Source organism: Ralstonia sp. UBA689, from assembly GCF_002298975.1.
Lineage (GTDB): Bacteria > Pseudomonadota > Gammaproteobacteria > Burkholderiales > Burkholderiaceae > Ralstonia.
Genome location: NZ_DBMV01000017.1, coordinates 1 through 11,223, shown reverse-complemented (window position 1 = coordinate 11,223; position 11,223 = coordinate 1). Strand labels below are relative to the sequence as shown.

The 11,223-nt window shown below is 64.9% G+C and carries 12 protein-coding genes; 9 read left to right on the top strand and 3 right to left on the bottom strand.

The features are described from left to right. Positions 1-114: 114 nt before the first annotated feature. Complete coding sequence (yihA, locus tag B4F51_RS07680) at positions 115-816, bottom strand: ribosome biogenesis GTP-binding protein YihA/YsxC (RefSeq protein ID WP_296224506.1); 702 nt, start codon at positions 814-816, stop codon at positions 115-117. Positions 817-1,071: 255 nt separating this feature from the next. Between yihA and B4F51_RS07675 the strand changes: the two genes are divergently transcribed. From B4F51_RS07675 to msrQ, 8 genes are all read left to right on the top strand, one after another. Beyond that, a complete protein-coding gene (locus B4F51_RS07675; protein ID WP_296224504.1) occupies positions 1,072-1,731 on the top strand; it encodes a c-type cytochrome in 660 nt (219 codons plus the stop codon). A gap of 112 nt (positions 1,732-1,843) precedes the next feature. Then, positions 1,844-4,039, top strand: a complete 2,196-nt coding sequence (locus tag B4F51_RS07670) for a cytochrome c biogenesis protein ResB (protein WP_296224503.1) — start codon at positions 1,844-1,846, stop codon at positions 4,037-4,039. Between the two features lie 7 nt (positions 4,040-4,046). Continuing rightward, positions 4,047-5,246: a c-type cytochrome biogenesis protein CcsB gene (gene ccsB, locus B4F51_RS07665; protein WP_296224502.1), complete on the top strand. Its 1,200-nt coding sequence runs from the start codon at positions 4,047-4,049 to the stop codon at positions 5,244-5,246. A 100-nt stretch (positions 5,247-5,346) separates the two neighbouring features. Beyond that, on the top strand, positions 5,347-5,790 hold the full coding sequence (locus tag B4F51_RS07660) for an ATP-binding protein (RefSeq protein ID WP_296224501.1): 444 nt from the start codon (positions 5,347-5,349) through the stop codon (positions 5,788-5,790). Positions 5,791-5,819: 29 nt separating this feature from the next. Further along, positions 5,820-6,371: an RNA polymerase sigma factor gene (locus B4F51_RS07655; protein WP_296224500.1), complete on the top strand. Its 552-nt coding sequence runs from the start codon at positions 5,820-5,822 to the stop codon at positions 6,369-6,371. Between the two features lie 8 nt (positions 6,372-6,379). Continuing rightward, a complete protein-coding gene (locus B4F51_RS07650) occupies positions 6,380-7,240 on the top strand; it encodes an anti-sigma factor (RefSeq protein WP_296224499.1) in 861 nt (286 codons plus the stop codon). 98 nt (positions 7,241-7,338) lie between these two features. Continuing rightward, positions 7,339-8,334: a protein-methionine-sulfoxide reductase catalytic subunit MsrP gene (msrP, locus tag B4F51_RS07645; protein WP_296224498.1), complete on the top strand. Its 996-nt coding sequence runs from the start codon at positions 7,339-7,341 to the stop codon at positions 8,332-8,334. Between the two features lie 7 nt (positions 8,335-8,341). After that, a complete protein-coding gene (msrQ, locus tag B4F51_RS07640; protein ID WP_296224497.1) occupies positions 8,342-9,010 on the top strand; it encodes a protein-methionine-sulfoxide reductase heme-binding subunit MsrQ in 669 nt (222 codons plus the stop codon). An 80-nt stretch (positions 9,011-9,090) separates the two neighbouring features. Here msrQ and lysA read toward each other — a convergent pair whose 3' ends face one another. Both lysA and lptM read right to left on the bottom strand, forming a co-directional pair. Beyond that, positions 9,091-10,350: a diaminopimelate decarboxylase gene (lysA, locus tag B4F51_RS07635; protein WP_296224496.1), complete on the bottom strand. Its 1,260-nt coding sequence runs from the start codon at positions 10,348-10,350 to the stop codon at positions 9,091-9,093. Between the two features lie 89 nt (positions 10,351-10,439). Further along, positions 10,440-10,670 (bottom strand): LPS translocon maturation chaperone LptM, encoded by a 231-nt coding sequence (gene lptM / locus B4F51_RS07630; protein WP_296224495.1) that lies wholly within the window; start codon positions 10,668-10,670, stop codon positions 10,440-10,442. A 135-nt stretch (positions 10,671-10,805) separates the two neighbouring features. Between lptM and cyaY the strand changes: the two genes are divergently transcribed. Then, positions 10,806-11,147 (top strand): iron donor protein CyaY, encoded by a 342-nt coding sequence (gene cyaY / locus B4F51_RS07625; protein ID WP_296224494.1) that lies wholly within the window; start codon positions 10,806-10,808, stop codon positions 11,145-11,147. The last annotated feature ends 76 nt before the right edge of the window (positions 11,148-11,223 follow it).

Genomic DNA, 11,223 nt, shown 5'->3' with positions numbered 1-11,223 from the left:
AACTTTCTTCGCGATTATCCATCCTATGCACGGACAATGCGCCGGCGACGCTGGTGCAGCATCCCCCGCGGCTCCTCCCTGACGCGGGTTCCCATCGACGGCTCGATGGGGTCGTTATCCCCGTTGCGTGTTTGGCGACGGGGTTTTTTTTGCCTGATCGGCCTGTGCCGCCGGCTCCGAGGCTTCGGGCAGGCACAGCCAGCCTGCGACAATTCGCTGCGCCTCTTCGATGCCGCGGCGCTTGAGGCTGGAGAAAAGCTGCACCGTGAGCGACACGTCGCCGTCGATCTGCGTGCGGTAATCGGCCAGCACCTTGCGCGCTGCCATCAATGCGCGCGAGGCATCGTTGTTGGTCAGCTTGTCAGCCTTGGTGAGCAGAACATGGATGGGCTTACCCGTCGGCAGGAACCACTCGACCATCTGGCAATCGAGGTCGGTGAAGGGGCGGCGCGCGTCCATCATGATGACCAGGCCGGCCAGTTGGGGGCGGGTCTGGACATAATCGCCCAGCAGGTGTTCCCAGTGCGATTTGGTTTCGCCGGGTGCTTCGGCATAGCCGTAACCGGGCAGGTCGACCAGGAAGCCGAGCGGGTCTTCCGCCTTGGCCGGCATCACCGAGAAATAGTTGATGTGCTGCGTGCGGCCGGGCGTCTTGCTGGAGAACGCCAGCCGCTTCTGGTTGCACAGGATGTTGATCGCGGTGGACTTGCCCGCGTTTGAGCGTCCCGCAAACGCGACTTCGGGCACGGCGGTGGCCGGCAAATCGCGCAGATGATTGACGGTGGTAAAGAAACGGGCTTGATGGAGGAGCGACATGCGCGGCAATGCTTGTAGACTGCGTGGGTTGCTGCGCCGCGAGGTCGCATTGCAGGGCTGTTATTGTACAATACGCCGGTTTACGGACGTCCCCACCAGTTCCGTCGCAGGACCGCCCCGAGGCCCGGGCCGGTCCGTTTTCATGCGGTGGTCTGGTCCGAGGAGAGGGGATGCCCGGCGCCGCAGGGTCCGGCCGCAGGTCCGATATTAGGCGGCGCACGCAGCATTCGAAAACAATCTAGACAAGGTGTGCGAATGAACCGCATCGCGAACGTTCTTGCTGTCGCAGCGCTGTCCCTGGCATCGGCCCTTTCCGTGGCCCACGCCGAAGAACAGAAAGTCACCAAAGCCGATGCTGCGCGCGGCGAGACGATCTTCAACACCGGTATCCCCGCCAATGGCGTGCCCGCTTGTACAAGCTGCCACGGTGCTGGCGGCAACAGCGCGATGAACGTCAACCCGAAGCTGGCCGGTCAGCACGCCGAATACATCGAAAAGCAACTCAAGGACTTCAAGGCCAAGACAGACCGCAACCAGCCGGTCATGTCGGTCTACGCCGGTGCGCTGTCCGACCAGGACATGAAGGACATCGGCGCCTACCTGGGCAAGCAGGCGGCCTGGAAGCCGGGCTCGGCCAAGAGCAAGGACACCATCGAGCTGGGCCAGAAGCTGTATCGCGGCGGTGACGCCAAGCGCGGTGTTGCGGCCTGCGCGGGCTGCCACGGCCCGACCGGTGCCGGCATTCCGGCGCAGTATCCGCGCATTGCCGGCCAGTTCGCCGAGTACACCGAGGCGCAACTGGTGGCTTTCCAGAACGGCACCCGCAAGAACAGCGTGCAGATGCACGATCTGGCCAACCGTATGACGGCCCAGCAGATCAAGGCCGTGGCCGACTACGTTGCCGGCCTGCGCTAACCTGCCGCACCCGGCCGTCATATGACGGCCGCACAATCAACAAGAACAACAGGGTGGCAATGCGCCTGGCATCGCCGCCCTGTTTTCGTTTCTGAATAGCCTTCTTTCTCGCATGTCTTCAGTCTCCACCTCCGGCGTCCAGATTCGCTCCCGCCGCCGCGCGTTGCGCGAGACGGTCGAGCTGCTCTCGTCGATGCGCTTTGCGATCAGCCTGCTGACGGTGATCGCCATCGCCAGCGTGATCGGCACGGTGCTCAAGCAGAACGAGCCGTACCCGAACTACGTCAACCAGTTCGGGCCGTTCTGGGCGGATGTGTTCCGTTCGCTGACGCTGCCGACGGTCTACAGCGCGTGGTGGTTCCTGCTGATCCTAACGTTCCTGGTGGTGTCGACCTCGCTGTGCATCCTGCGCAATGCGCCGAAGATGCTGGCCGACATGCGTGCGTGGCGCGAGCATGTGCGCGAGGGCAGTCTGCGCGCGTTCCACCACAAGGATGAATTCGACGCGCCGGCAGATGCCGCCACCGTCATCGCCCGTCTGTCTGCCCTGGCTCAGAATCGCGGCTTCCGCATCAAGGCATTCGCACGCGAGGGCGCCACCACGCTCATTACCGCCAAGGCAGGCGCGGGCAACAAGATCGGCTACATCCTGGCGCATACGGCCATCGTCATCATCTGCATCGGCGGGCTGCTCGACGGCGACATGATGATCCGCGCGCAGATGTGGTTCGGCGGCAAGTCGCCCATCAAGGGCAATGCGGTCATCAGCGACATCGGGCCGGAGCATCGGCTCTCCACCGCCAACCCGGGATTCCGGGGCAACGCCTTCGTGCCGGAGGGGGCGACGGTCAACACGGCGATCCTGAACATTGCGGATGGTGCGCTGATCCAGGATCTGCCGTTCTCCATCACGCTCAAGAAGTTCACCGTCGAGCATTACTCGACCGGCATGCCCAAGCTGTTCGCCAGCGACATCGTCGTGACCGACCGCCGCACGGGCAAGCAGACCGATGCGCGCGTCGAAGTGAACAAGCCGTTCGTGTATGACGGCGTGGCGATCTATCAGTCGAGCTTCGAAGATGGCGGCTCCAAGCTGAAGCTGACCGGTTTCCCGATGCAAGGGGGTGACGCCAAGACCTTCGCGCTGGCCGGCACTGTGGGCGAGAACACCAAGCTGACTGGCCACGGCGCCGACTACACCGTCGAGTTCACCGACTTCCGCCTGATGAACATCGAAACGGTGACCGATGCTTCCGGCAAGCAGGACGCGCGCGGCGTTGCCAAGAGGGGCAGCGATGACACCGGCCTGCGCGCAGAACTGGGCAACGTCACCAAGATGACGCGCGACCGCGACCTGCGCAATGTCGGCCCGTCCGTGCAGTACAAGCTGCGCGATGCCAATGGCCAGGCGCGCGAGTTCAGCAACTACATGCAGCCGATCACGCTGGATGGCCAATCGGTGTTTCTGGCTGGCGTGCGCACGCAGCCTGATGAACCGTTCCGCTACCTGCGCATCCCCGCCGATGCGCAAGGCACCGTGAACGACTGGATGCGCCTGCGCGCCGCGCTGCAGAACCCGGCGTTGCGCGGCGAGGCGGCGCGCCGTTTCGCGCTGCTCTCCATGCCCGGCGACGACCGGGCCACGCTGCGCAGCCAGTTGACCGAAAGCGCCCGCCGCGCGCTCGACCTGTTTGCTGGCGCTGCCGACTTGAAGGACGCACCCGCCGATGCGCAGGGCGGTTTTGCGGCCGTTGCCACCTTCCTGCAGAAATCCGTGCCCGAAGGCGAGCGCGAGAAGGCCGCCGATGTGCTGATGAAGATCATCAATAGTTCGATGTGGGAGCTGTGGCAGTTGGCCCGCGCGCAGGACGGCCAGCCGGCGCCCGTGGTGGACGCTGCCAGCAGCCAGTGGCTGCAGACCGCCATCAACTCGATTTCGGACAGCTTTTTCTACGGCGCACCGGTGTATCTGCAGCTCACCGACTTCCAGCAGGTGCAGGCCAGCGTGTTCCAACTCACGCGTGCGCCGGGCAAGAACATCGTGTATCTTGGGTCGCTGCTGCTGGTGCTGGGCGTATTCTCGATGTTCTACGTGCGGGAGCGCCGCTGGTGGCTGTGGATCCGGCCGCAATCCGGCGACGCCACCTCCGGCGCACATGTGCTGACCGCCATGTCGACCACGCGCCGCACGCTCGATTTCGACCGCGAGTACGAGCGTCTCAAGCAGGATGTGCGCACCGCCGCTGGTGCGCCAGGCGCGCAAGGCGCCGCAAGTGCAGCGGACGCCGACCCCAAATCAACGAAGTGAGCAGGTGATGGAAGCGACCAATCTCCCCCAATCGTCGTCGGCGAGCGTCGCGGCCGCTGATCTTGGTGCGCTGCAGCGGCCGTCGTATTTCCGCCGGCTGGGCTGGTTCGACTGGCTATTTGCCGCGCTGCTGGCAGCCGGTGCCGGTTATGCCTTCTCACGTTACGGCGCCTACATGGACGGCTACGAGCGCGGCATCCTTGTCGCCGCCGTGCCGGCCTTCGCGTGGCTGGGCTGGACATGGAAGCCGGTGCGTGTGCTGATGATCGGGCTGGCGATCCTGTCGCTGTTCGCCATTTCGCAGTACAGCGGCGCAAATGGTCCGGACCTGGCCCGTGCCAACCAAGCCTTCTTCCTCAAGTATTTCCTCGCCAGCCAGTCGGCCATCCTGTGGATGAGCGCGCTGATCTTCCTCTCCACGCTGTTCTTCTGGGTGGGCCTGGCGGCGCGCTGGGAGGCGGGCGGGTCGATCGGCAGCAAGCTGTGCTGGGCGGCCGTGGTGCTGGGCCTGACCGGCGTGCTGGTGCGCTGGTATGAGTCCTACCTTGTGGGCACGGACATCGGCCACATCCCCATCTCGAACCTGTATGAGGTGTTCATCCTCTTCACGCTGATCACCTCGCTGTTCTATCTGTACTACGAGCAGCGCTACAGGACGCGTGCTCTGGGGCCGTTCGTGATGCTGGTGGTGTCGGCGGCGGTGGGCTTTCTGCTGTGGTACACGGTGTCGCGCGGCGCGCAGGAGATCCAGCCACTGGTGCCGGCGCTGCAGAGCTGGTGGATGAAAATCCACGTGCCGGCCAACTTCATCGGCTACGGCACCTTTGCCTTGTCGGCGATGGTCGGCGCGGCCTATCTGCTCAAGGAGCATGGCATCCTCGTCGATCGCCTGCCGTCGCTCGAAGTGCTGGACGATGTGATGTACAAGGCCATCACCGTCGGCTTTGCGTTCTTCACGATCGCCACCATCCTGGGCGCGCTGTGGGCAGCCGACGCCTGGGGCGGCTACTGGAGTTGGGACCCGAAGGAGACCTGGGCGCTGATCGTCTGGCTGAACTACGCCGCGTGGCTGCACATGCGCCTGATGAAGGGCCTGCGCGGGCGCATGGCGGCGTGGTGGGCGCTGATCGGCCTGCTGGTGACGACGTTTGCGTTCCTGGGCGTCAACATGTTCCTCTCCGGCCTGCACAGCTACGGCGAACTCTAAGTCACAAAATTTTCAGCGGACTGGAATAAAGACGCATCCAGCGTGTTTACTGCTCTGTGAGGGCGCGATCGGCGCGCCCCTCCATTCCAAGGAGAACAAGATGAGCCAGTCCGCAGCTTCCCCCTTGCTGAATCGCTTTTCGGCCCATGCGCGCGTGGCGCTGGCCGCGGGTGTTGTGACGCTTGCCGCGCTTGGCGTTGCCGGCTGCAGCAGCATGGGCATGGGGATGTCGTCCACGCCGATGGCGGTGAAGGTGACCAATGGCACGCTCACCGACCAGCATGGCATGACGCTGTACACGTTTGACCGCGACACGATGGCCGGCAAGAGCGCCTGTAACGGCAACTGCGCCAACAACTGGCCGCCGCTGGCCGCCAACGATGCCGACAAGCCCTCCGGCGACTACACCATCATCACCCGCGATGACGGCAAGAAGCAGTGGGCCTATCGTGGCAAGCCGCTCTACCTGTTTGGCAAGGACAAGATGCCCGGCGACCAGACCGGCGATGGAATGCTGAACATCTGGCACATCGCCAAGCCGTAATCGCCTGATCGTCCGACAAGCCCGCGCCCATGAGCGACCTTGCCGCACGGCTGATCGCGCTGACGCCGCGTTTGCGCCGCCACGCACGCGGCCTGACCGGTGACGCCACGCGCGCCGACGACCTTGTGCAGGACACGCTGGAGCGCGCCTGGCGCTATCGCTGGCGCTTCCAGTTGCGGCCACGATTGGGCGCGACGGGTGAGGGCGACGGGCTATTCGCCTGGCTTCTAACCATCATGCACCGCCTGCACTTGAACGCCGTGCGCCGGCCAGACCGGATCGACATCACCGACACACCGCCCGAGATTCCCGTCGATGACGACCCGGGCCTGCGCCAGGATCTGCTGCGCGCACTGGGTGCATTGCCCGAAGACCAGCGCGCCGTGTTGCTGCTCGTCAGCCTGGAGCAACTCGCTTACAAGGAGGCAGCCGATGTGCTGGGTGTGCCGCTGGGCACGGTGATGTCGCGCCTGTCGCGGGCGCGCGAGCGGATGCGCGTGGCGCTCGAAGGGGCATCCACCGCACCCGCCGCCCCGAGTGCTTCCGGTGACGGCGGCACGCCGTTGCACCGTGTGAAGTGAGGCCGGCCATGTCTGCCGATTCCATCCATATCGACGAACTCCATGCCTACGCCGATGGCCGTTTGGCCGCCGCGCGCCGCGCAGCCGTGGAGGCGTATCTTGCTGCGCACCCGGGCGCCGCAGCCGAAGTGGCCGGCTGGCGCAAGGTCGATGCGCAGCTGCATCGTGCGCTTGACCCGTTACTGAACGAGCCAGTGCCGGCGCAGCGTATTCCGGCGCCCATCCTCGCGGCGGCGCAGCGTCCACCTGCCGCCGGTTTCGGCGCGATGCGTGGCTGGGGCGCGCTGGCGCTGGGTGTGGCGTGCCTGGCCATCGGCATGGGTGCCGGCTGGCTCGGCCGAGGTGCCACGGAGCGCACCGTGCCGATGCAGCGCTTCGCCAACGATGCGCTGGTGTCGCACATCGTCTTCTCGCCCGAGTCCAAACACATGGTGGAGGTGCCCGCTGTCGAGGAGGCTCATCTCGTCACCTGGCTGTCGCGGCGGCTCGATGCGCAACTGCACATCCCCGACCTGACGCCGCTCGGCTACCGGCTCATCGGCGGGCGCCAGACCGTGGTGGCCGATGCACCCACAGCCATGCTGATGTACGAGGGGCCGGACGGCACGCGCATCTCCGTGCAGTTGCGGCGCATGCCGAACAATCGTGACACCGGCTTCCGCCTGGAAACGCTGACGCCGGACAACCGCGTGCTGCAGGCAATCCGCCCGGCCGTCGATCACCCGCAGCCGATGGCGTTCTATTGGGCCGATCATGGGCTCGGGTTTGCGGTGTCCGGGCCGCTGGCGCGGGCCCAGTTGCTGGAAGTGGCGCAGACGGTCTATCGACAGTACAGCGAGTTCACCGCATCGGTGCCCAAGAAGGAATAGCGCCGCAGAAATTTTTCGCCGCACGCTGTCAGGTCGGCGGCGCGGGCGCGACCAACGCACATGGGAGTGAGGCTCCCACACAATGAGGACCACCGATCATGCTGATCAAGACCGACCGCTGGCTGCGCGGTGAAGACATCCCCGCCGGCGAGATCACGCCGCAGCACATCTTCGAACAGCGCCGCCGTTTGCTGGCCGCTGCCGCCATGGGAGCGGCTGGCGTGGCGCTGGCGCCGTGGGCGTCGCGCGAGGCCTTTGCCGCCAACGCGCCGCTGGCCAAGCTGGCTGCCAAGCCCAACCCGGCCTACACCACCGTCGAGAAGACCACGCCATTCGAGGAAGTCACTTCATATAACAACTTCTACGAGTTCGGCACTGACAAGTCCGACCCGGCGCGCTATGCCGGTACGCTGCGCCCGCGCCCGTGGCAAGTCAGCGTGGAAGGGCTGGTCAAGACGCCCAAGACCTACGACCTGGACGATCTGATGAAGCTCGCGCCGATGGAAGAACGCATCTACCGCCTGCGCTGCGTCGAGGGGTGGTCGATGGTGATCCCGTGGGTGGGCTTTCCGCTGGCAGAGCTGATCCGCCGCGTGGAGCCGCAGGGCAGTGCCAAGTACATTCAGTTCATCTCGCTGGCGGACAAGCGCCAGATGCCCGGCGTCAGCAGCCCGGTGCTGGAGTGGCCGTACAGCGAAGGCTTGCGTCTGGATGAGGCGATGCATCCGCTCACCTTGCTCACCTTCGGCCTCTACGGCCAAGTGCTGCCGAACCAGAACGGCGCACCGGTACGCGTGGTGGTGCCGTGGAAGTACGGCTTCAAGAGTGCCAAGTCCATCGTCAGAATCCGCTTTGTCGAAAAGCAGCCGCCGACGAGTTGGAACATTGCGGCCTCCAACGAATACGGCTTCTATTCCAACGTGAACCCGACCGTGGACCACCCGCGCTGGAGCCAGGCCACTGAGCGCCGCATCGGAGAAGACAAGGGCGGCTTTGGCGGTCTGTTCGCGCCCAAGCGCAAGACGCTGATGTTCAACGGCTACGACCAGGTCGCTTCGCTCTACACGGGCATGGATCTGCGCAAGTTCTTCTGAGGCCGACATGACAAGCTTGCCGTCCATGCTGTCGCCCAAACAACTGCGCATGGTGAAGATCGCCGTGTGGCTGGTAGCGCTCGTGCCGTTCCTGCGCATCGTCTTCCTGGGGGTGACCGATCAGTTCGGGCCGAATCCGCTGGAGTTCGTGACGCGCTCGACCGGCACGTGGACGCTGGTGCTGCTGTGCTGCACGCTGGCCGTCACGCCACTGCGTCGGCTCACGGGCATGAACTGGCTGATCCGTATTCGCCGCATGCTGGGGCTGTACACGTTCTTCTACGGCACGATCCACTTCCTGATCTGGCTGCTGGTCGATCGCGGGCTCGACCCGGCCTCGATGCTGAAGGACATCGTCAAACGGCCCTTCATCACCGTGGGCTTTGCCGCCTTCGTGCTGATGATTCCGCTGGCCGCCACCTCGACCAACGCGATGGTGCGCCGCCTGGGCGGCAAGCGCTGGCAATGGTTGCATCGGCTGGTGTACGTGACCGGCGTGCTTGGCATCCTGCATTACTGGTGGCACAAGGCCGGCAAGAACGACTTTGCCGAGGTGTCGATCTACGCAGTCATCATGGCAGTGCTGCTGGGGCTGCGCGTGTGGTGGGCGTGGCGTGCGGCACGGTCATCGCAGCAGACGGTGATGGCGCGTGGAGCAATACCGTCGGGCGATTGATGCCAATCGATGCGCAAAGAAAAAGCCGCGCGGGTGTCGATAACCCGTCGCGGCTTTTTTCTTGGGGGGGTGATGCTGGCTTAGGCTGGCAGCAGATGTTCGCCGCGAATCAGGTCTTCAAAGCACTCGCGTTCGCGCACGAGGTGGACCTGGTTGCCATCGACGATGACTTCGGCCGCGCGGCTACGCGTGTTGTAGTTCGAACTCATCGTGAAACCATACGCGCCGGCCGACAGGATCGCCAGCAGGTCGCCGGCCTGTACCGCGAGCGAGCGGTCGCGGCCGAGCCAGTCGCCCGATTCGCACACCGGGCCGACCACGTCGTAGACCACCGGCGCGCTCTCGCCCTCGCGCACGGCCACGATGTGGTGGTATGCCTCGTACATGGCCGGGCGGGCCAGATCGTTCATGGCCGCATCGACGATGCAGAAGTTCTTGGTCGCGCCGGGCTTGAGGTATTCGACGCGCGTGAGCAGCAGGCCGGCATTGCCCACCAGCGAGCGGCCCGGCTCGAACAACACGGTGCGATCACCGAAGCCGCGTTGCTCGACGCGGTCCAGCAGCGTGCGTGCAAAGGCGGTGATGTCCGGCGGCGTTTCATCCGTGTAGGTGATGCCCAGGCCGCCGCCCACGTCGATGTGTGACAGACGGATGCCCTCGGCATCGAGCTTGGCCACCACGTCGAGCACCTTGTCCAGCGCATCCAGGTACGGCGACACCTCGGTGATCTGCGAGCCGATATGGCAGTCGATGCCGACCACGCGCAGGCTGGGCATGGCGGCAGCGGCGCGATAGGTCGGCAGCACCTCGTCGAAGGCCACGCCAAACTTGTTGCCCTTCAGGCCCGTCGAGATATATGGGTGTGTCTTGGCGTCCACGTCGGGATTGACGCGCAGCGACACGGGCGCAGTCTTACCCATCGATGCGGCCACGTCGTTCAGGCGATGCAGCTCGGGAATCGACTCCACGTTGAAGCACGCCACGCCAGCTTCGAGCGCGAAGCGCATTTCATCGGCGCTCTTGCCCACGCCCGAAAACACGACCTTCGACGCCGGCGCACCGACAGCCAGCACGCGCTTGAGCTCGCCGGCCGAGACGATGTCGAAGCCTGCGCCGAGTTGCGCGAACACCTGCAGCACAGCCAGGTTCGAATTCGCCTTCATGGCGTACTGCACCTGCGCGTTGCGGCCCTCGCAAGCGGCGGCGTAGGCACGATAGCTGGCGGTGAGCGCAGCGCGCGAATAGACGTAGGTGGGCGTGCCGAACTGCGCGGCAATCGCATCGAGGGCGACGCCTTCGATCATCAAGGCGCCTGCCTGGCGGATCAGGGATTCGGACATGAGTGGAGAGCCGGATGGGGAGCAAACGAGGCGCCGCCTTGGTTGGGCGGGCGGCGCCGGTTGGGCAAAGCGGATGGATCAGCCGATTGTCAGCGATTGGCGGGCACCGAACTGGCCGCATCGGCGGCTGGTTTGGCGCCAGGCACCGGTGGTTGCGGCACGGCCTTTGGGCCGGCGATGCCGGGGTCAACCGTCTGCGGCGCGGTCGGCGCCGGTGGCACTTTGGGCATATACAGCGGCCCGCGAATCCCACAGCCGGATAGACCTGCGGCCGTCAGGGTCAGGCCGACAGTGGCTACAATGGCGGCGGTTCGTATCATCGGATGATGGTGCAGAGAGCGCGCCGCAAGGCTGCAGCCTTGCGGCAATCGGAGTCACATGAGGCGTGGTGCCAGCGGGCCGGAGTGGTCGAAACGGCCGTAGCGCAGCATCCATGCAAGATTTTGGAGTGTAGCATGCCCCCCTTGAGCGAATCGGAGTTCCTGGCGCTGGCCGAGGCCGAGTTGGACCGCATCGAAAGCATTGTCGAGATTGCTGCCACCGAGGCTGATGCCGACATCGAACTCAGCCGCAACGGCAACGTGCTGACACTCGAATTCGATGACGGCTCGAAGATCATCATCAACAGCCAGGCGCCGATGCAGGAGTTGTGGGTGGCGGCGCGTGCGGGCGGCTTCCACTTCCGCCGTGACGACGGCCGTTGGGTCGATACGCGCAGCGGCGATGATCTGTATGTCGCCCTCTCGCGTTACGTCAGCCAGCAGTGCGAAGTGGACGTGACGCTGGCCGCCAACTGAGTGTTCCGCGCACTTGTCGCCCAAACGGCACAAAAGAAAAGCCGCCTCGATGGCCGTAATGCCGTTCAGTTAAGGT

What these genes read in the sequence shown, in the direction of transcription:
- cyaY (WP_296224494.1), top strand. Translation starts at nt 10,806, where the DNA reads ATGCCCCCCTTGAGCGAATCGGAGTTCCTGGCGCTGGCCGAGGCCGAG.
- B4F51_RS07650 (WP_296224499.1), top strand. Translation starts at nt 6,380, where the DNA reads ATGTCTGCCGATTCCATCCATATCGACGAACTCCATGCCTACGCCGAT.
- yihA (WP_296224506.1), bottom strand. Translation starts at nt 816, where the DNA reads ATGTCGCTCCTCCATCAAGCCCGTTTCTTTACCACCGTCAATCATCTG.
- B4F51_RS07670 (WP_296224503.1), top strand. Translation starts at nt 1,844, where the DNA reads ATGTCTTCAGTCTCCACCTCCGGCGTCCAGATTCGCTCCCGCCGCCGC.
- lysA (WP_296224496.1), bottom strand. Translation starts at nt 10,350, where the DNA reads ATGTCCGAATCCCTGATCCGCCAGGCAGGCGCCTTGATGATCGAAGGC.
- msrP (WP_296224498.1), top strand. Translation starts at nt 7,339, where the DNA reads ATGCTGATCAAGACCGACCGCTGGCTGCGCGGTGAAGACATCCCCGCC.
- msrQ (WP_296224497.1), top strand. Translation starts at nt 8,342, where the DNA reads ATGACAAGCTTGCCGTCCATGCTGTCGCCCAAACAACTGCGCATGGTG.
- lptM (WP_296224495.1), bottom strand. Translation starts at nt 10,670, where the DNA reads ATGATACGAACCGCCGCCATTGTAGCCACTGTCGGCCTGACCCTGACG.
- B4F51_RS07675 (WP_296224504.1), top strand. Translation starts at nt 1,072, where the DNA reads ATGAACCGCATCGCGAACGTTCTTGCTGTCGCAGCGCTGTCCCTGGCA.
- B4F51_RS07655 (WP_296224500.1), top strand. Translation starts at nt 5,820, where the DNA reads ATGAGCGACCTTGCCGCACGGCTGATCGCGCTGACGCCGCGTTTGCGC.
- ccsB (WP_296224502.1), top strand. Translation starts at nt 4,047, where the DNA reads ATGGAAGCGACCAATCTCCCCCAATCGTCGTCGGCGAGCGTCGCGGCC.
- B4F51_RS07660 (WP_296224501.1), top strand. Translation starts at nt 5,347, where the DNA reads ATGAGCCAGTCCGCAGCTTCCCCCTTGCTGAATCGCTTTTCGGCCCAT.